The organism is Pseudomonas sp. CFBP2511 (assembly GCF_030209255.1).
GTDB lineage: Bacteria > Pseudomonadota > Gammaproteobacteria > Pseudomonadales > Pseudomonadaceae > Aquipseudomonas > Aquipseudomonas avellanae.
The window spans coordinates 12395-31210 of the sequence record NZ_JARVSI010000019.1 but is presented as its reverse complement, the minus strand read 5'-3'; the positions used below and the strand labels follow the sequence as shown (position 1 = coordinate 31210).

General features: G+C 60.1%; 15 protein-coding genes. 7 read left to right on the top strand and 8 right to left on the bottom strand.

The genetic code is table 11. From position 1 onward, the window contains the following. Positions 1 to 85: 85 nt before the first annotated feature. The 5 genes from QRN38_RS16025 to tkt form a co-directional block, all read right to left on the bottom strand. Positions 86 to 412, bottom strand: coding sequence for an MliC family protein (locus tag QRN38_RS16025; protein ID WP_003382373.1), 327 nt, complete (start codon positions 410 to 412; stop codon positions 86 to 88). A gap of 86 nt (positions 413 to 498) precedes the next feature. Next, the gene (locus tag QRN38_RS16020) at positions 499 to 732 is read right to left on the bottom strand and encodes a lipoprotein (protein ID WP_003382372.1); all 234 of its coding nucleotides are present in this window, start codon (positions 730 to 732) and stop codon (positions 499 to 501) included. A 27-nt stretch (positions 733 to 759) separates the two neighbouring features. Continuing rightward, complete coding sequence (locus QRN38_RS16015; RefSeq protein WP_005763560.1) at positions 760 to 1923, bottom strand: phosphoglycerate kinase; 1164 nt, start codon at positions 1921 to 1923, stop codon at positions 760 to 762. Between the two features lie 21 nt (positions 1924 to 1944). Further along, positions 1945 to 2988, bottom strand: coding sequence for an erythrose-4-phosphate dehydrogenase (gene epd, locus QRN38_RS16010; protein WP_005763559.1), 1044 nt, complete (start codon positions 2986 to 2988; stop codon positions 1945 to 1947). A gap of 143 nt (positions 2989 to 3131) precedes the next feature. Next, the gene (tkt, locus tag QRN38_RS16005; RefSeq protein ID WP_007244559.1) at positions 3132 to 5129 is read right to left on the bottom strand and encodes a transketolase; all 1998 of its coding nucleotides are present in this window, start codon (positions 5127 to 5129) and stop codon (positions 3132 to 3134) included. Positions 5130 to 5388: 259 nt separating this feature from the next. Here tkt and QRN38_RS16000 point away from each other — a divergent pair, with 259 nt between their 5' ends. From QRN38_RS16000 to QRN38_RS15985, 4 genes are all read left to right on the top strand, one after another. Further along, positions 5389 to 6384 carry an ArsR/SmtB family transcription factor gene (locus QRN38_RS16000; protein ID WP_005763555.1) on the top strand — a complete coding sequence of 332 codons (996 nt, stop codon included), beginning with the start codon at positions 5389 to 5391 and terminating at the stop codon, positions 6382 to 6384. A gap of 20 nt (positions 6385 to 6404) precedes the next feature. Next, positions 6405 to 7595, top strand: coding sequence for a methionine adenosyltransferase (gene metK, locus QRN38_RS15995; RefSeq protein ID WP_002555698.1), 1191 nt, complete (start codon positions 6405 to 6407; stop codon positions 7593 to 7595). 222 nt (positions 7596 to 7817) lie between these two features. Further along, positions 7818 to 9503, top strand: coding sequence for an NAD-dependent DNA ligase LigB (gene ligB, locus QRN38_RS15990; RefSeq protein ID WP_057418150.1), 1686 nt, complete (start codon positions 7818 to 7820; stop codon positions 9501 to 9503). Positions 9504 to 9543: 40 nt separating this feature from the next. After that, complete coding sequence (locus QRN38_RS15985) at positions 9544 to 9954, top strand: DUF1090 domain-containing protein (protein WP_005763550.1); 411 nt, start codon at positions 9544 to 9546, stop codon at positions 9952 to 9954. A 53-nt stretch (positions 9955 to 10007) separates the two neighbouring features. On the opposite strand, the gene QRN38_RS15980 is transcribed toward QRN38_RS15985, so the two are convergent. The 3 genes from QRN38_RS15980 to QRN38_RS15970 form a co-directional block, all read right to left on the bottom strand. After that, positions 10008 to 10409, bottom strand: coding sequence for an MAPEG family protein (locus QRN38_RS15980; RefSeq protein ID WP_057418149.1), 402 nt, complete (start codon positions 10407 to 10409; stop codon positions 10008 to 10010). 114 nt (positions 10410 to 10523) lie between these two features. Further along, positions 10524 to 11915: a heavy metal sensor histidine kinase gene (locus QRN38_RS15975; RefSeq protein ID WP_057418148.1), complete on the bottom strand. Its 1392-nt coding sequence runs from the start codon at positions 11913 to 11915 to the stop codon at positions 10524 to 10526. Continuing rightward, positions 11912 to 12586 carry a heavy metal response regulator transcription factor gene (locus tag QRN38_RS15970; protein ID WP_003382360.1) on the bottom strand — a complete coding sequence of 225 codons (675 nt, stop codon included), beginning with the start codon at positions 12584 to 12586 and terminating at the stop codon, positions 11912 to 11914. The genes QRN38_RS15975 and QRN38_RS15970 overlap by 4 nt, the downstream gene beginning before the upstream one ends. A gap of 253 nt (positions 12587 to 12839) precedes the next feature. On the opposite strand from QRN38_RS15970, the gene QRN38_RS15965 reads away from it, so the two are divergent. The 3 genes from QRN38_RS15965 (at position 12840) to QRN38_RS15955 (ending at position 18589) form a co-directional block, all read left to right on the top strand. Beyond that, positions 12840 to 14066, top strand: a complete 1227-nt coding sequence (locus tag QRN38_RS15965) for a TolC family protein (protein WP_057418147.1) — start codon at positions 12840 to 12842, stop codon at positions 14064 to 14066. A 68-nt stretch (positions 14067 to 14134) separates the two neighbouring features. Then, positions 14135 to 15403, top strand: coding sequence for an efflux RND transporter periplasmic adaptor subunit (locus QRN38_RS15960; protein ID WP_005763543.1), 1269 nt, complete (start codon positions 14135 to 14137; stop codon positions 15401 to 15403). Between the two features lie 24 nt (positions 15404 to 15427). Beyond that, positions 15428 to 18589 (top strand): CusA/CzcA family heavy metal efflux RND transporter, encoded by a 3162-nt coding sequence (locus QRN38_RS15955; protein ID WP_054069289.1) that lies wholly within the window; start codon positions 15428 to 15430, stop codon positions 18587 to 18589. Positions 18590 to 18816 lie beyond the last annotated feature (227 nt).

The following is an 18816-nucleotide window of genomic DNA, read 5'->3' as shown; positions in this document are numbered from 1 at the left end:
ATCGTGCAAGCCTGCCGTAGTGGCGGCTGCTATTCAAGTTATAGGCACGGCCACAAGGGCCGGGCGTGTGTGCGCGTGATCCGGCTTATCGGGCCTTGCAGCCGCGACCGATCAGATCGTTGGTAGCGTCCCAGTAGATCAGGCCCTCGCTACCCTTGTTGACGAATGCCAACACGTTGTTGCTGTACAGCGTTCCGCTGGCAGCGCCGGGTTCAGCCTTGAGCCTGAACACCTGGTCGCTCTGATTGAGGCGAACATCGACTTCCTTTTTGGCCGAGTCGATGTAGCGCCAGTTGACCTCTGCATTGCTGTCGCAGACCCAACGGTTCCAAGGGTCATTCTGCTGCGGTGTGCTCATGCTCGAACAACCGCCAAGCAGTGCAAAAACCCCAAGGGCAATCACGCCTTTCATCACGTCTCCTGGCTGCTCGGAAAAATATTCATTCAATAAAAACCACCGAAGCCGGTCAATCGTGACTGACCGGTCTCAGGCCTGAACTACAGGCAACCCACGCTGCCGGTTTTGCGCGGCATGAATTCGTACCGATCCCACACCTCCGGCCCGCCACGCTTGTAGATCACCGGCACGGTCTCGGCTTGCCAGCCCGCCTGATAGCAGCTCAGCTGGAGCGGCTGGGTCTGGGAATCACTCTCCACCTCATCAGCCGCAGGTTTGCCCGCGCAACCGGCCAGCAAACCTGCGATGAGAAACCACGGTAACGCCCTGACCATTGACTACTCCTTGTCCAAAGCCACTACTCAGGCCCTGGCACGTTGTTCGAGCATTTCAACCGCTGGCAGAACCTTGCCTTCCACGAATTCGAGGAACGCACCGCCACCGGTCGAAATATAGGAAATCTGATCTGCCACACCGTACTTGTCGATCGCGGCCAGGGTGTCGCCACCGCCCGCGATGGAGAACGCTTTGCTTTCAGCAATGGCCTTGGCCAGCGTTTTGGTGCCTTCACCGAACTGGTCGAATTCGAACACGCCAACCGGACCGTTCCACAGGATAGTCCCGGAAGATTTCAACAGTTCTGCGAAGTGCGCAGCAGTCTGTGGACCAATATCCAGAATCATGTCGTCGTCGGCCACATCGGCGATCAGCTTGACGGTTGCAGTGGCACTCTCGGCGAATTCCTTGGCAACCACCACGTCAGTCGGCAACGGCACGCTGACCTTGGCGGCAATGGCGCGCGCGGTGTCGAGCAGGTCTGGCTCGTAAAGCGATTTACCGACCTTGTGACCGGCTGCAGCCAGAAAGGTGTTGGCAATCCCGCCGCCAACAATCAACTGATCGCAGATCGCGCTCAGGCTGTTGAGCACGTCCAGCTTGGTGGACACTTTGGAGCCGGCAACAATAGCAGCCATTGGCTGAGCCGGAGCGCCCAGCGCCTTGCCCAGCGCTTCCAGTTCGGCAGCCAGCAACGGGCCAGCAGCGGCAACCTTGGCGTATTTGGCCACGCCGTGGGTCGAGCCTTCAGCGCGGTGAGCGGTGCCAAAAGCGTCCATCACGAACACGTCGCACAGGGCCGCGTACTTCTGCGCCAGCTCGTCGGCGTTCTTTTTCTCGCCCTTGTTGAAGCGAACGTTCTCGAACAGCACGATATCGCCCGCCTTGACGTCAACGCCGTCCAGGTAATCGGCGACCAGCGGAACGTCACGACCCAATGCCTTGCTCAGGTATTCAGCAACCGGCTTGAGGCTGTTTTCAGCAGAAAACTCGCCCTCGGTCGGACGGCCAAGGTGCGAGCAGACCATGACAGCCGCGCCTTTTTCCAGCGCCAGCCTGATGGTCGGCAGCGAAGCAAGAATACGTGCATCGCTGCTGACAACGCCGTCCTTTATCGGGACGTTGAGGTCTTCGCGGATCAGTACACGTTTACCTTGCAGATCGAGGTCGGTCATCTTCAAGACGGTCATGAGCATTCCTGTTTTTTACTGTTATTGGTCAGCGACGCGCAAAAAGTGATCAGCGACGTCGAGCATTCGATTGGCAAAGCCCCACTCGTTATCGAACCAGGCCAGCAGATTCACCAGCCTTGGACCAGAAACGCGGGTCTGACTCGCATCGACAATCGCCGAATGCGGGTCATGATTGAAATCGCAACTGGCGTGCGGCAACTCAGTGTAGGCCAGCAGCCCCTTGAGCGGGCCGCTGGTGGCAGCCTCGCGCAGGATACGGTTGATTTCCACGGCATCGGTGTCCCGCGCCGTTTGCAATGTGATGTCCAGGCACGACACATTGACGGTCGGCACACGAACAGCTTTGGCCTGAATTCGGCCGGCAAGTTCCGGAAGCAGCCGCTCGATTCCCCTCGCCAGACCGGTGGACACCGGAATGATCGACTGGAACGCCGAGCGTGTGCGGCGCAGATCCTCGTGGTGATAAGCATCGATCACCGGTTGATCGTTCATCGCCGAGTGGATTGTGGTGATGGTGATGTATTCAAGCCCGATGGCCTGATCCAGCAAACGCAGCAGCGGCACACTGCAGTTGGTGGTGCACGACGCTGCGGAAACCAGTAATTCCCGGCCGGTCATTTTCTGCTGATTGATGCCGAACACCACAGTGGCATCGACATCGCGCTCACTGGCCATCGGCTGGGAAAACAGCACCCGTGGCGCGCCGGCCGCGAGAAAACGCTGGCCGTCGTCACGGGTGTTGTAAACACCTGAGCATTCAAGCACCAGATCGACTTCCAGCCCGGCCCAGTCGATGCCCTCCGGCGTCGCACTGCGCAGCACCTTGATACGGTGGTCGTTGATATGCAGGTATTGCCCTTCGACCCGCACTTCGCCGGGAAACCGGCCGTGTGTGGAGTCAAAGCGCGTGAGGTATTCGAGACTGGCCATGTCAGCCAGATCGTTGATGGCAACCACTTCAAACCCGGCCTTGGTCCCCCGCTCGCACAACGCGCGTACAACACAACGGCCAATACGGCCGTAACCGTTCAGAGCAACTTTGTAAGGGCGGGGCTGGGGCATGACATTTTCGCCAGGGGATAACAGTCATGTGGGAGCGGACTTGTCCGCGAATGGGAGCACTCGGTGTAGCTGATTTACCGAGTTGCTGCATTCGCGGACAAGTCCGCTCCCACAAAATCAAACACAAACCATCAAGCAGCTGATCAGTCTTCCAGCAGCTCTTCAGCAATGCTCAGGACGTTTTCCAGCGTGAAGCCGAACTCTTCGAACAGCAGCGGCGCAGGCGCCGACTCGCCAAAGGTGGTCATACCGATCACGCGACCTTCCAAGCCCACGTATTTGTACCAGTAGTCGGCATGGGCCGCTTCGATGGCGATACGTGCGCTGACCTGAAGCGGCAGAACGGCTTGCTTGTAGCCTGCATCCTGCGCTTCGAACACGCTGGTGCATGGCATGGAAACCACACGAACGTTGCGACCCTGAGCGGTCAGCTTTTCGTAGGCTTCAACGGCCAGACCGACTTCAGAGCCGGTCGCGATCAGGATCAGCTCGGGTTCTGCAGCGCAGTCGCGCAATACATAACCACCACGAGCGATGGCATCTATTTGCTGCTGTTCGCGCGCCTGGTGAGTCAGGTTCTGACGCGAGAAGATCAGCGCGGACGGGCCGTCGTTACGCTCCAGCGAGTATTTCCAGGCCACAGCCGATTCAACGGCATCTGCCGGACGCCAGGTGTCCAGGTTCGGCGTGGTACGCAGGCTGGTCAGCTGCTCGATTGGCTGGTGAGTCGGACCGTCTTCGCCCAGACCTATAGAGTCATGGGTGAACACGTAGATCACGCGCTTCTTCATCAACGAGGCCATACGCACCGCATTGCGCGCGTATTCCATGAAGATCAGGAAGGTTGCGCCGTATGGCACGAAGCCACCGTGCAGAGCGATACCGTTCATCATGGCGGCCATGCCGAATTCGCGAACGCCGTAATGCAGGTAGTTGCCGTTAGGGTCTTCGCCGGTGATGCTCTTGCAGCCTTTCCAGATGGTCAGGTTGGAACCGGCCAGGTCAGCCGAACCGCCGAGAATTTCCGGCAGCAACGGGCCCAGTGCGCTCAGCGCGTTCTGACTGGCCTTGCGGCTGGCAATGGTTTCGCCCTTGGCGTTGACTTCGGCAACGTAAGCCGCCGACTTCTCGGCAAAGTCAGCAGGCAGTTCGCCGCTCATGCGACGGATAAATTCATTGGCCAGCTCCGGGAAGGCAGCAGAGTAGGCAGCAAAGCGCTGGTCCCACTCGGCTTCAACAGCCAGACCTTTTTCCTTCGCATTCCACTCGGCGTAGATATCAGCCGGGATTTCAAAAGGACCATGGTTCCACTTCAGGGCAGCGCGGGTCAGGGCGATTTCGTCAGCGCCCAGCGGTGCACCGTGGGATTCTTCCTTGCCCTGCTTGTTCGGCGAGCCGAAACCGATGGTGGTCTTGCAGCAGATCAGCGTTGGCTGATCGCTTTTGCGGGCCGTGTCGATGGCGGTCTTGATCTCGTCGGCGTCATGACCGTCGACATTGCGAATGACCTGCCAGCCGTAGGCTTCAAAGCGCTTTGGCGTGTCATCGGTGAACCAGCCTTCAACTTCGCCGTCGATGGAGATGCCGTTGTCATCGTAGAACGCGATCAGTTTGCCCAGTTGCAGCGTACCGGCCAGGGAGGCGACTTCGTGAGAAATGCCTTCCATCATGCAGCCATCACCCATGAACACGTAGGTATGGTGATCAACGATGGAGTGGCCTGGACGGTTGAACTGTGCAGCGAGTGTCTTCTCGGCAGCGGCGAAACCGACGGCATTGGCAAAACCCTGACCCAGTGGGCCAGTGGTGGTTTCAACGCCTGGGGTGTAGCCGAACTCCGGGTGGCCCGGCGTGCGGCTGTGCAACTGACGGAAGTTTTTCAGATCGTCGATGGACAGGTCATAGCCGGTCAGGTGCAGCAGTGAATAGACCAGCATCGAGCCGTGGCCGTTGGACATGATGAAGCGGTCACGGTCGGCAAACGACGGGTTGGTCGGGTTGTGTTTCAGATAATCGCGCCACAGAACCTCGGCGATATCCGCCATGCCCATCGGGGCACCCGGATGGCCGCTGTTGGCTTTTTGCACGGCATCCATGCTTAGGGCACGAATAGCATTGGCACGCTCACGACGGCTTGGCATCGCTGATCTCCTGGGAATTGTAAAATTAGGATCGGAAAAAAGACGGCCATTTTCCCTCAGGGACAGGCCGGGGGCAATCACAGATAGTCGACCATAGGCTTTTTTCCTGCATCACGGACATTATTTGGCCTGTAAGAACTGGATTACCCATCAGCGCGACAAGTTCACAACGCCTGACCGATGCCACCCATCAAGCAATATCAAAACTTTTTGATATTGCCCTTGCGACGTTCAGGATCGCTCTTTAGACTGCGCAACCATGAACCTGCGCGTACCTGCCATTCGCCATGACGCCTGCGACGACCTCTCTGCATTGTGCAAGGCCGGCGGCGACCCTTTGCGACTGAATGTGCTGCGCGCGCTGAGCAACGATTCGTTTGGCGTGCTGGAACTGGCGCAGATTTTTGCCATTGGCCAGTCCGGCATGAGTCACCACCTCAAAGTGCTGGCACAGGCTGATCTGGTTGCGACAAGGCGTGAAGGCAATGCGATTTTCTACCGTCGCGCCCTGCCGCATACCGATCTGCCCGGCGGCAGGCTGCATGCAGCGTTGCTCGATGAAATCGATACGCTAGGCTTGCCCGATGATGTTCAGGGGCGTATCAGCCTGGTGCATCGCCAGCGCGCACTGGCCAGCCAGGACTTTTTTGCCCGCACTGCAGAGAAATTTCGCGCTCAGCAAGACCTGATTGCAGGGCTGGCGCAATACAGCGAGAGCCTGCTGACGCTGCTCGACAAACTGAGCTTCGGTGCGCAGGCAACGGCGCTGGAAGTAGGCCCCGGGGACGGCGGCTTTCTGCCAGAGCTGGCGCAACGCTTCCAGCAGGTGATTGCCATGGACAGCAGCCCGGCCATGCTTGAACTGGCGCGGGGCCTGTGCGAGCGCAGGGCACTGGCTAACGTTGAGCTGAGACTGGCCGATGCACTGACCGACACTAAAGTCAGTGCCGATTGTGTCGTCCTCAACATGGTGCTTCACCACTTTGCAGCACCGGCCGAAGCCTTGAGGCAACTGGCCGACCATGTAAAACCCGGCGGTAGCTTGCTGGTAACAGAACTGTGTAGTCATGACCAGAGTTGGGCCAGAGAGGCCTGTGGCGATCTCTGGTTAGGTTTCGAGCAGGAAGACCTGGCCCGTTGGGCCATCGCTGCGGGGCTAGTTCCCGGGGAAAGCCTCTATGTAGGCTTACGTAATGGTTTCCAGATCCAGGTTCGCCATTTTCAGCGACCGGCTGGCAACACTCACCATCGGTAAAATGAAGGAAACCCGTAGAGATGAGCGAATACTCACTTTTCACCTCCGAGTCCGTGTCCGAAGGGCATCCGGACAAGATCGCCGACCAGATTTCCGACGCGGTTCTGGACGCCATCATCGCTGAAGACAAATACGCCCGTGTAGCGTGCGAAACGCTGGTCAAGACCGGCGTTGCAATCATCGCTGGCGAAGTGTCGACTTCGGCCTGGGTCGATCTGGAAGACATCGTGCGTAACGTCATCCTCGACATCGGCTACAACAGCTCCGACGTCGGCTTCGACGGCGCGACCTGCGGCGTGATGAATATCATCGGCAAGCAGTCGGTGGACATCGCTCAGGGCGTTGACCGCAGCAAGCCTGAAGATCAGGGCGCTGGCGACCAGGGCCTGATGTTCGGCTATGCCAGCAACGAAACCGACGTGCTGATGCCAGCGCCGATCACCTTCTCTCACCAGTTGGTACAGCGTCAGGCCGAAGCCCGCAAATCCGGCCTGCTGCCGTGGTTGCGCCCGGATGCAAAATCCCAGGTCACTTGCCGCTATGAAAACGGCAAAGTGGTCGGCGTCGATGCCATCGTCCTGTCGACCCAGCACAACCCGGATGTGTCCTACAAAGACCTGCGCGAAGGCGTAATGGAACTGATCGTCAAGCACGTCATTCCTGCGCACCTGCTGCACAAGGACACCCAGTTCCACATCAACCCGACCGGCAACTTCATCATCGGTGGCCCGGTAGGCGACTGTGGTCTGACCGGTCGCAAGATCATCGTCGACACCTACGGCGGCATGGCCCGTCACGGTGGCGGTGCGTTCTCCGGCAAGGATCCATCGAAGGTTGACCGTTCGGCGGCCTACGCCGGTCGTTACGTGGCCAAGAACATCGTCGCTGCCGGTCTGGCCGAGCGCTGCGAAATTCAGGTGTCCTACGCCATCGGTGTGGCTCAGCCTACGTCGATCTCGCTGAACACCTTCGGCACCGGCAAGCTGTCGGACGACAAGATCATCAAGCTGGTCCGCGACAACTTCGACCTGCGTCCTTACGCAATCACCACCATGCTCGACCTGCTGCACCCGATGTACCAGGCCACTGCGGCCTACGGCCACTTCGGTCGTACCCCGGTCGAAATGACCGTTGGCGATGACACCTTCACCGCCTTCACCTGGGAAAAAACCGACCGCGCCGACGCCCTGCGTGCCGCTGCCGGCCTGTAAAAACCCCGAAAGAAGCCCCGAACGACCAAGTCGTTCGGGGCTTTTTTTCGCCTGAAGATTATCGTGCGACGCTCTGCGTCGCATGCCGTTCTGGACGCTCTGCGTCCTCTCATCAAACATGCGGCACCGGGCTTCGGCAAAACCCGGTAACCAAGCAACCCGTCTGTAAACCACACCAGCAACTAGCCTCATCGAGCCTATCCCCAAAGCAAGGATGCTTCGATGTTGCCTGCCTTACGCCTGATGACCTGCGCCTTTCTGACTCTGTTCACCACGCTCAGCCATGCCAGCCAGTGCCCTGACTGGTCTCACGCCAGGGCGAGCAGCGAAATCACAGCTCTGCAACAGCAAATAGCCAGCTGGGACGACAGTTACCACCGGCAAGGCCTCTCGCAAATCCCGGACGAGCTTTATGACCAATCCCGGCAAAAGCTGAACGACTGGCGTTCGTGCTTTGCAGTGTCTACACCTCAGGCCAATCCGCTGAAAACCGCCACTGGCCCGCTGGCACACCCCGTCCCGCACACAGGTGTGAACAAACTCGCGGACGAGAAAGACGTCAAGGCCTGGCTCAAGGGCAGAACCGATCTGTGGATTCAGCCCAAGGTCGATGGCGTGGCGGTCACGCTGGTCTACGACGAGGGCAGGCTCGTGCAGGCGATCAGTCGCGGTGACGGGACACAAGGCCAGGACTGGGCCCCACAGGCACGGCTGATCAAGGCGATCCCTCAACAGTTACCCCAGCCCGACTCGCTGATCCTGCAGGGCGAACTGTATTGGCGACTGACCGACCACGTACAGGCGACGTCCGGCAGCGTCAACGCTCGCAGCAAGGTGGCAGGCATGCTGGCCCGGCAGACCATCAGCCCGCAACAGGCCGACGCCATCGGCTTGTTCGTCTGGGACTGGCCAGACGGGCCTGCCGATATGGCTCAGCGACTCGCCGGCCTGCAAGCCCTGGGTTTTAACCACAGTGTTGCGTACACGCACCCGCTGGAAAACCACGCTCAGGCAGCAGATTGGCGCGAGCATTGGTATCGTAACCCTCTGCCGTTCGCCACAGACGGCGTGATCATGCGCCAGGGTCAGCGGCCACCGGCGCAGCGCTGGCAGGCCAGCGCGCCCTACTGGATTGCTGCCTGGAAACATCCCTATGCCCAAGCGCTGGCGGAGGTGCGCAAGGTGCATTTCAACATCGGCCGCACCGGCAAGATCGCACCGGTGCTGGAACTGACGCCAGTGCGCCTCGATGATCGCACCGTCAGCCATATCAGCGCAGGTTCACTGTCACGCTGGGAAAAACTCGACATAAGGCCGGGCGACCATATCGCCGTGAGCCTGGCCGGGTTGACCATCCCTCGGCTCGACGGCGTGGTCTCTCGTGCCGCCGAGCGCGCTGAAATGAGCGTTCCGCACGCCAGTGACTATCATGAATCGAGCTGCTGGCAAGCCGCACCCGGCTGCGAAAGCCAGTTCCGCGCCAGGCTGGTGTGGCTCAGCGGCAAGAAGGGTTTAGCCTTGCCCGGCGTGGGTCCGGGGACTTGGGACAAGCTCATTGAAAGTGGCCACATCAGTGGCTTGCTCGATTGGATGACCCTGAATCATGCTGAGCTTGCTAACATTCCCGGCCTCGCCGAGCGCAGCAGCGATAAACTGCTCGACAGCCTGCAAACAGCCCGTGAAAGGCCCTTCCAGACATGGCTCAAGGCCATTGGCTTGCCGCCTGCCGGGAATGCAAAACTGCCTGATAACTGGCACGACCTGGCCGAACGCAGTGTCCAGCAATGGCAGGCAGAACCGGGTATTGGTCCAGGGCGCGCGGCAAAACTCAGGGCATTTTTTCAGGACCCACACGTACAGGCACTAAGCCAGCAATTGCAGGCTCAGGGCATTTCAGGTTTTAAGTAACGGACGTTCATTTTTTTGTCCGTATTCAAACGGAGTTCATATGCAGTTTTTGTCACCGCTGATCCTTTTCACCAGTTGCACTCTGCTGGCAACCAGCTTGCTGGCCGCCGAACAGGCACCGCCACCCTCTGAGTGCCTGATCAAAAGTCAGCAAATCAGCAGCCAGATTCAGGATGCCAAGACCGAGGGCAACAAGGCCGAGCAAAGCGGGCTGGAAAAGGCGCTCGCCGAAGTCAATGCCAACTGCACGGAAACCTCGCTGCTCAAACAGCGCGAACAAAAGGTGCTGGACGCCAAACGTGAGGTCAGCCGTCGTCAGACCGATCTGAACAAGGCCATGGACAAGGGTGATCCAGAGAAGATCAACAAGCGCAAAGACAAGCTTGCCGAGTCGCGCAAGGAACTGCAGGAAGCCCAGACTGACCTCGAAAAAGTCCAGTCAGACGATTGATCAAGGTTGCCAGGACGCGGCGCTTCGGCTGACCGACAGCGCCGCAGCATGTGTCAGGACACCGCCGGGAAAGCCGACACCCCGAACAGCGCGATAATCAGGCCCATGCCGGCCAGCCAGACAGCCGAACGCAACGCCGCAAGGTCTGCCAGATAGAAAATGATGTAGAGCAGACGGCTGGTGATAAACAGCACCGCCAGTACATCAATGGTGACCAACTGCGCATTGCCCGCGATGTGCGCAATGATCACCGCGGCGGCAAACGCAGGGGTCACTTCAAAGCTGTTGAGCTGCGCGGCGTGCGCGCGTCGCGGAAAACCCTCCAGCCTGTCGAGAAAGGCGCGCGGATCATGATTGTGTCCGCTGCCAAATTTGCCGCTGCCGAACTTGGCGATGCCCGCACAGATAATCGGCAGCAATATCGCGACCAGCACGCACCAGAAAGCAACTGTCATACGTCCATCCTTATAGGTTCAGCTTCGATTGAAGCATGCCGGGCACACCCGGTTACAACCTTATGAACCATAGCTCAGCGAAAGGTTCTCGACGTGCGACCTATAACCGCCCACTTAGACCCGTCTCGGGAAAATCAGGTTGAAGGTAGTGAACTGTCCTGGCTCGCTCTGCACCGTCACCTGCCCCTCATGCAGGCTCATGATGGAACGCACAATGGCCAGCCCCAGCCCCGTACCGCCCTGCTGCCGGGCACGACTGACGTGCACGCGGTAAAAACGGTCGAACAGTCGCGGCAAGTGGTCGGCGTCGATACCGTCGCCCGCATTGCGCACTGCCAACCAGACTTCATCCTCGTGCGTATCAAGGGTGATGGTAATGACACTGCCAGCCAAGCCGTGGCGAATGGCATTGGACAGCAGGTTTGAAATCGCCCGCTGGATCATCAGTTTGTCGCCCGACACCTTCGCAGCCCCGTGCACCTGCAGGGTGATGTCGCGATCTTCGGCCGACGATGAAAACAGCTCGGCGACCTTCTCTGCTTCTTCCCCCAGATCGATCACCTCAAGCGGCAACGGCGCAGCGGGCTGACTTACACTGGCAAGAAACAGCATCTGGCTGATCATGCGCGACATGCGCTCCAGTTCTTCGGTGCAAGACTCCAGCGCCTGTTTGTATTCTTCCGAAGGGCGCGGCCGGGACAGCGTGACCTGCGCCTTGCCCATCAGGTTGTTCATCGGCGAGCGCAATTCGTGCGCCAGGTCGTCGGAAAACTGCGCCAGTTGCTGCACATCGCCGTCCAGCCGGTGCAGCATGAAATTGACCGCATGGGCCAGATCGCGCAGCTCATCAGGCAAGCCTTTTATTTTCATGCGATGCGACAGATCGCGGGCCGAGATCAGCGCGGTCACTTTACGGAACGCCCGCAACGGCCTGAGGGCACGACGCACCACCCACCAGACGCCAAAGCCGACCAGCAGCAGAATCAACGGCAGGATAAAGAATGTCGATTTCAGATAAGCATGCAGCAGAGTGCTGTCGCTTTCCCGGTCCATTGACAGCCTGACCAGAATGTCCTGGCCGGTCTTGAGGCGTATTTCCCGATAACCCATCAGAATCTTGTGGCCGTGTACCGACTGCAACTCCTGAAACCCCTGGGGTATGCGATCGGCCTCGGGGATAGGCAGGTTCCGGCCTTCCTCGTTACCGACCATCATCAATTGTTGGCGTGGTTTGCTCGAATCGAGCACCGTCAGCGTGTAGCTGTCGTGGCCGACAATCTGGTCACGCAGGGTGTGGGGGTATTGAACGATGTCCTCGACCCCGAGAAACCCCTCGCTCATGCTGTGTTCGATCTGCGCGAACTTCTCGTTCAGGCTGTCTTCGGCGCGTACATCGAGCTGCCGGGAAATAGCCATATAAGCCAGCATTTCCATCACCAGCACCAGGCAGGCAATCAACGCGGTAACCGTCAGCCCCAGGCGCGTCGAGAGACGGGTCGGCGTCATTCGCGCACTTCCAGCACATAGCCCACGCCGCGCAGGGTGTGAATCAGCTTGGTCTCGAACGGATCATCGATCTTCGCCCGCAAGCGGCGGATCGACACTTCCACCACGTTGGTGTCGCAATCGAAGTTCATGTCCCAGACAAGCGAGATAATCTGGGTGCGCGACATGACCTCGCCGCTGTGACGCATCAACAGGTGCAGCAGCGCGAACTCCTTGGTGGTCAGATCAATGCGCTGCTTGCCGCGAAACGCCCGGTGCCGACCCTGATCGAGCTCCAGGTCGCCGACCTGCAACACCTTGGCCGTCGTGGTCTGCTCGCTGCGGCGCATGAGGGTGCGAACCCGCGCCAGCAGCTCGGGAAATTCAAACGGCTTGACCAGATAGTCGTCTGCGCCCATTTCCAGGCCTTTTACCTTTTCTTCCAGACGCCCTCGCGCCGTGACCATCATGATGCGCGTATTGACGGTTTTTCTCAGGCGGCTCAGCACTTCCCAGCCGTCCATTTCCGGCAGGTTCACGTCCAGTATCACCACATCGTAAGCCTGATGCTGCGCGAGGTAGAGCCCATCGAGCCCGGTGGCGGCGATATCGACGACATAGCCACTCTCGGTCAGACCCTGATGCATGTACTCGGCAGTTTTCGGCTCGTCCTCGACGACAAGGATTCGCATAAGTCAGGCTTCCTGTTTGATGAACGGATGATGACGATGCCGTGCAGTGTACTGAAAAGAAACGCTTATCTTGCTGGATAACAGAATCGTAATTTTCCGGCAATCCCTCTGATAACTCCCATTGCATAAAGTCACCCCAGCCAACTTCAGCGCCCAGGTGCCTGGTTGTTATTTTCTGTTTTGAGGGGTGATTCATGGGACTGCACAACGATGTACGCATGCAACGTACAGACCGCTTTGCAAGGTGCCCGGCATGAGAGTCGGCGCATTTTGCCTGTTGCTGTTACCGCTTGTTGCCCCCGGTGTGGCAAGTGCCCAGGGCATCAGCCTGCCGCAGGCACTGGAAGCGGCCTTTGCCCACAACCCTGAGCTTGCAGCCGCGCAGTGGGAAATCGGTGTTGCAGAGGGTGATCGCCAGCAGGCCGGACTGATCCCCAACCCGGTGCTGTCGTGGGAAGTGGAAGACACCCGCCGCGACACCAGCACCACCACCGTGATGCTCAGCCAGGCGCTGGAACTGGGCGGCAAACGCGGTGCGCGTATCGAAGCGGCCGGCAAGGGTCAGGACGCTGCCAGACTGGAGCTTGAACAGCGTGGCAACGAACTGCGCGCCGACGTGGTTCAGGCGTTTTATGCCGCAGCGCGGGCGCAGGCAGGTCTGGAGCTGGCGCGTCAGTCCAGGGCCCTGGCCGAGCGCGGCCTGCATGTCGCCGAAGGGCGTGTGCGGGCGGGCAAGGTCTCGCCGGTCGAAGCCACCCGCGCACAAGTGCAGCTGGCAGAAACCGACTTGCTGGTACGCCGTGCCGAAACCCTGAAAATCAACAGCAACCGTGAACTGGCACGCGCCACCGGCTCGCCGACCGCCTCTTTCGAGCGCCTGGATTACACCGACCTGTCGCCGGGCAAATCGCCATCGAGTGCAAGGATGATGACCGCCCTCAATCAGTCCGCCGAGCTGCGCCTGGCCCAGACCCGGATCGAACAGCGCGAAGCCGCACTCGGCTCGGAACGCGCCAAGCGCATTCCCGACCTGACCGTCAGCGTCGGCAGCCAGTACAGCCGCGAAGAGCGCGAGCGGGTCAACGTTGTGGGGCTGTCGATGCCGCTACCGTTGTTCGATCGCAATCAGGGCAATGTGCTCGCCGCCTCACGCCGTGCCGACCAGTCCCGTGACGTGCGCAATGCCGTCGAACTCAAGCTGCGCACCCAGACGCAATCAGCCCTCGATCAGTGGAGCACCGCGGCACAGGAAGTCGAGTCATTCAACAAGGTCATCCTGCCTGCCGCGCAAAGCGCCGTTGACACCGCAACCCGTGGTTTCGAGATGGGCAAGTTCGGCTTCCTCGAAGTGCTGGATGCGCAACGCACATTGATTTCGGCCCGTAGCCAGTACCTGGAGTCACTGGCTACGGCCACCGAAGCGCGGGTCGCCATCGAGCGTATCCACGGTGATCTCAACCGGTTCAGCTTCACCCCCTGACTGTCTTTTTTCCGCCTACATCGAGCGTATCCAAAGGTGCTGCACGTACCTGATCGCCGGGAGCCTTCATGAATAACAAACGAAGCATTGCCATCGCACTGGCGGTGGTGGTCATCATTGGTCTGGGCAGTCTGACGGTGAGCCAGCAGATGCTGCCCTTTGCCGCTGAAACCGACGCCTCGGACAAAAAGCCTGCAGATAAGGAGCATGGCCATGAGTCAGAGGACGCCCACGGCGACGATGACCACGCCAGCGACCCGAAAAAGGCGAGTGCCGCAGCCGCAGAACAGCCCCATGAAGAGGAGGAAGAAGGCCACATCGAGCTGACCGCCGAGCAGATCAAGACGGCCGGCATCGAACTGGCCACCGCCGAGCCTCGGCAAATGAGCACCACCGTGACCTTCCCCGGCGAAATCCGCTTCGATGAAGACCGCACCGCGCATGTGGTGCCCCGGGTCAGCGGCGTGGTCGAGTCGGTCAAGGTCGATCTGGGTCAGGCTGTGAAAAAGGGCCAGGTGCTGGCGGTCATCGCCAGCCAGCAGATCTCCGACCAACGCAGCGAACTGAATGCCGCGCAGCGACGTCAGGAACTGGCGCGCCTGACCCTGCAACGCGAGAAGAAACTCTGGGAAGACAAGATCTCCGCCGAGCAGGATTACCTGCAAGCGCGCCAGGACTTTCAGGAAGCCGACATCAACCTCGCCAATGCCCGGCAGAAGATCAGCGCCATCGGTGCCAGCCTCAGCCCCTCCGCAGGCAATCGCTACGAGCTGATCGCGCCCTTTGACTCGATGGTCGTGGAGAAACACCTCGGCATCGGCGAGATGGTCAACGAAGCGAGCAACGCGTTCACCCTGTCGGATCTGTCCCGCGTGTGGGCGACCTTCGGTGTGGCGCCAAGGGATCTGGACAAGGTGGTGGTCGGTCGCCCGGTCATCGTCAGCGCGCCTGATCTGAATGCGCGGGTCGAAGGCAAGATCGGTTACGTCGGCAGCTTGCTGGGCGAACAGACCCGCGCCGCCGCCGTACGCGTCACACTTGCCAACCCGCAGGGCGCATGGCGTCCCGGCCTGTTCGTGTCGGTCGAAGTGGCTGCCGAGCAGTCCAGTGTCGCGGTCAGCGTGCCCGACTCCGCAATCCAGTCAATTGAAGAAAAACCGTCGGTGTTCGTGCGTAACGCTGAAGGTTTTCAGCTGACGCCGGTGACGCTCGGCCGCCGCGATGGCGGTCATGTGGAAATCGTCAAAGGCCTGGCCGCCGGCACGCAAGTGGCCGCCGCTGGCAGCTTCATCCTCAAGTCGGAGCTGGGCAAAGGCTCCGCCGAGCACGCCCATTGATCTGCGCCACACGAGTACACCTCCATGTTTGAACGGTTGATTCAATTCGCGATTGAACAGCGCATCGTCGTGATGCTCGCTGTGTTGCTCATGGCTGGGCTGGGCATTGCCAGTTACCAGAAACTGCCCATCGATGCCGTCCCCGACATCACCAACGTTCAGGTGCAGATCAACACCTCCGCGCCCGGCTTCTCACCGCTGGAGACCGAGCAGCGGGTTACCTTCGCCATCGAAACCAACATGGCCGGCCTGCCTGGCCTGCAACAGACCCGCTCGCTGTCGCGCTCGGGCCTGTCCCAGGTCACGGTGATTTTCGAAGACGGCACGGACTTGTTCTTTGCTCGCCAGCTGGTGGGCGAGCGCCTGCAGATTGCCAAGGACCAGTTGCCCGAAGGCGTCGATGCCATGATGGGGCCGATTTCCACCGGCCTCGGCGAGATTTTTCTGTGGACGGTCGAAGCCCGCGACGGCGCGCTGAAAGAAGACGGCACGCCTTACACGCCGACGGACCTGCGAGTGATCCAGGACTGGATTATCAAGCCGCAACTGCGCAACGTGCCGGGCGTGGCCGAGATCAACACCATCGGCGGTTTCGCCAAGCAATACCAGATAGCCCCCGACCCGAAAAAACTCGCGGCCTACAAGCTGACCCTAAACGACCTGGTGGCCGCACTGGAGCGCAACAACGCCAACGTTGGCGCGGGTTACATCGAGCGCGGCGGCGAGCAACTGTTGATCCGCGCACCGGGCCAGCTCGGCACGGTGGACGACATCGCCAACATCGTCATCGCCAATGTGCAGGGCACGCCGATCAGAATCAGCAGCGTGGCCGAGGTCGGCATCGGCAAGGAAATGCGCTCCGGCGCCGCGACTGAAAACGGTCGGGAAGTGGTGCTCGGCACGGTGTTCATGCTGATCGGTGAAAACAGCCGGACCGTTTCGCAGGCCGTGGCGGCCAAACTTGCCGACATCAACCGCACACTGCCCGAAGGCGTCGAGGCGGTCACGGTGTATGACCGCACCAACCTGGTCGAAAAGGCCATCGCGACGGTGAAAAAGAACCTGATCGAAGGCGCGATTCTGGTCATCGTGATTCTGTTTCTGTTCCTGGGCAACATCCGCGCCGCACTGATCACCGCCATGGTGATTCCACTGGCCATGCTCTTCACTTTCACCGGCATGTTCACCAACAAGGTCAGCGCCAACCTGATGAGCCTGGGCGCGCTGGACTTCGGCATCATTGTCGATGGCGCGGTGGTGATCGTCGAAAACGCCATCCGCAGGCTGGCACATGCCCAAAAGAAATACGGCCGCATGCTGACCCGCAGCGAGCGCTTCCACGAAGTGTTCGCCGCCGCCCGAGAAGCCCGTCGGCCGCTGATATTCGGCCAGTTGATCATCATGGTCGTGTACCTGCCGATCTTTGCCCTCACCGGCGTGGAAGGCAAAATGTTTCACCCGATGGCCTTCACCGTGGTCATCGCCCTGCTCGGCGCCATGATCCTCTCGGTGACCTTCGTGCCGGCCGCCATCGCCATGTTCGTCACCGGTAAGGTCAAGGAAGAAGAAGGCTTTGTGATGCGCACCGCTCGCCAGCGCTATGCGCCGATCCTGAGTTGGGTGCTGGGCCATCGCGCCATCGCCTTCGGCATGGCCTTCGTGCTGATCGTGCTGTCCGGCTTCACTGCCAGCCGCATGGGCAGCGAGTTCATCCCAAGCCTCAGCGAAGGCGACTTCGCCTTGCAGGCGCTGCGCGTACCCGGCACCAGCCTGAGCCAGTCGGTGGACATGCAGCAGCGTCTGGAAAAAGCCATCATCGAAAAAGTGCCGGAAGTGCAGCGCGTCTTCGCCCGTACCGGCACCGCCGAGATCGCCGCCGACCCGATGCCGCCCAACATTTCCGACAGCTACGTGATGCTCAAGCCGCAAAGCGAATGGCCGGACCCGGACAAATCCCGCGAAACGCTGATCGCCGACCTGCAAAAGGCCGCCGCCAGTGTGCCGGGCAGCAACTACGAACTGTCCCAGCCGATCCAGTTGCGCTTCAACGAACTGGTTTCCGGGGTGCGCAGTGACGTGGCGGTGAAAGTGTTCGGCGACGACATGAACGTGCTCAACCAGACCGCCGCCAAAATCGCCGCCACGCTGCAAAAAGTGCCGGGCGCCTCAGAAGTCAAAGTCGAGCAGACCACCGGCCTGCCGGTACTGACCATCAACATCGACCGCGACAAGGCTGCGCGTTACGGCCTCAACGTAGCCGACGTGCAGGACGCCATCGCCATTGCGCTGGGCGGTCGTCAGGCAGGCACCTTGTATGAAGGTGATCGGCGTTTCGACATGGTGGTGCGCCTGTCCGAGCAACTGCGCACCGACGTGAACGGGCTGTCCAGCCTGCTCATTCCGGTGCCCGCGAACGCGAGCAGCCAGCAGATCAGCTTCATCGCCCTGTCCCAGGTCGCCAGCCTTGATCTGGTATTAGGCCCGAACCAGATCAGCCGCGAGAACGGCAAGCGCGTGGTGATCGTCAGCGCCAATGTGCGCGGTCGCGACCTTGGCTCGTTCGTCGAAGAAGCGGGCACCACCATCGACAGCGGCGTGCAGATCCCGGCGGGCTACTGGACCAATTGGGGCGGCCAGTTCGAGCAGCTGCAATCGGCCGCCAAACGCCTGCAAATCGTCGTGCCGGTGGCATTGCTGCTGGTCCTCGCACTGTTGTTCATGATGTTCAACAACCTCAAGGACGGCCTGCTGGTGTTCACCGGCATACCGTTCGCCCTCACCGGCGGCGTCATGGCCCTGTGGCTGCGCGACATTCCCCTGTCGATCTCCGCAGGCGTGGGCTTCATCGCCCTGTCGGGTGTGGCCGTGCTGAACGGCCTGGTGATGATCTCTTTCATCCGCAGCCTGCGCGAAGAAGGCCGCTCGTTGCACGACGCCATCAACGAAGGTGCCCTCACCCGCCTGCGCCCGGTACTGATGACCGCACTCGTCGCCTCCCTGGGCTTCATCCCCATGGCCCTCGCCACCGGAACCGGCGCGGAAGTGCAGCGGCCACTGGCAACGGTGGTGATTGGCGGGATTCTGTCGTCTACGGCGCTGACGTTGCTGGTGTTGCCGGCGCTGTATCAGTGGGCGCATCGGCGCGAGGAGGAGCAGGAAGAGGATGAGGTTAAGGTGCTGAAATAGTTTTAACCGCCAACCACTCACGCTTCAGGAAGCTCAAGACAGGGCATCCTGAAGCTTTCACGTGCCGATAGTGAACTTTCGGTTGAGCAAAGGTCGAACGCTTAACTTTTGCAAGTAGAACCTGTCCGTAGCCTTTGTCCCACAGGGTTTTCAGTTTTTTCCATGTCGGCCGTTCGCCGTTGGAGATGCAACCGGCTCGTTCAAATGCCTATCGTCAGCGCACAAAT

Bases quoted from the DNA above. Each gene is read 5' to 3' on its own strand.
- QRN38_RS16025 (WP_003382373.1), bottom strand. From the start codon at position 412: ATGAAAGGCGTGATTGCCCTTGGGGTTTTTGCACTGCTTGGCGGTTGT.
- QRN38_RS16020 (WP_003382372.1), bottom strand. From the start codon at position 732: ATGGTCAGGGCGTTACCGTGGTTTCTCATCGCAGGTTTGCTGGCCGGT.
- QRN38_RS16015 (WP_005763560.1), bottom strand. From the start codon at position 1,923: ATGACCGTCTTGAAGATGACCGACCTCGATCTGCAAGGTAAACGTGTA.
- epd (WP_005763559.1), bottom strand. From the start codon at position 2,988: ATGCCCCAGCCCCGCCCTTACAAAGTTGCTCTGAACGGTTACGGCCGT.
- tkt (WP_007244559.1), bottom strand. From the start codon at position 5,129: ATGCCAAGCCGTCGTGAGCGTGCCAATGCTATTCGTGCCCTAAGCATG.
- QRN38_RS16000 (WP_005763555.1), top strand. From the start codon at position 5,389: ATGAACCTGCGCGTACCTGCCATTCGCCATGACGCCTGCGACGACCTC.
- metK (WP_002555698.1), top strand. From the start codon at position 6,405: ATGAGCGAATACTCACTTTTCACCTCCGAGTCCGTGTCCGAAGGGCAT.
- ligB (WP_057418150.1), top strand. From the start codon at position 7,818: ATGTTGCCTGCCTTACGCCTGATGACCTGCGCCTTTCTGACTCTGTTC.
- QRN38_RS15985 (WP_005763550.1), top strand. From the start codon at position 9,544: ATGCAGTTTTTGTCACCGCTGATCCTTTTCACCAGTTGCACTCTGCTG.
- QRN38_RS15980 (WP_057418149.1), bottom strand. From the start codon at position 10,409: ATGACAGTTGCTTTCTGGTGCGTGCTGGTCGCGATATTGCTGCCGATT.
- QRN38_RS15975 (WP_057418148.1), bottom strand. From the start codon at position 11,915: ATGACGCCGACCCGTCTCTCGACGCGCCTGGGGCTGACGGTTACCGCG.
- QRN38_RS15970 (WP_003382360.1), bottom strand. From the start codon at position 12,586: ATGCGAATCCTTGTCGTCGAGGACGAGCCGAAAACTGCCGAGTACATG.
- QRN38_RS15965 (WP_057418147.1), top strand. From the start codon at position 12,840: ATGAGAGTCGGCGCATTTTGCCTGTTGCTGTTACCGCTTGTTGCCCCC.
- QRN38_RS15960 (WP_005763543.1), top strand. From the start codon at position 14,135: ATGAATAACAAACGAAGCATTGCCATCGCACTGGCGGTGGTGGTCATC.
- QRN38_RS15955 (WP_054069289.1), top strand. From the start codon at position 15,428: ATGTTTGAACGGTTGATTCAATTCGCGATTGAACAGCGCATCGTCGTG.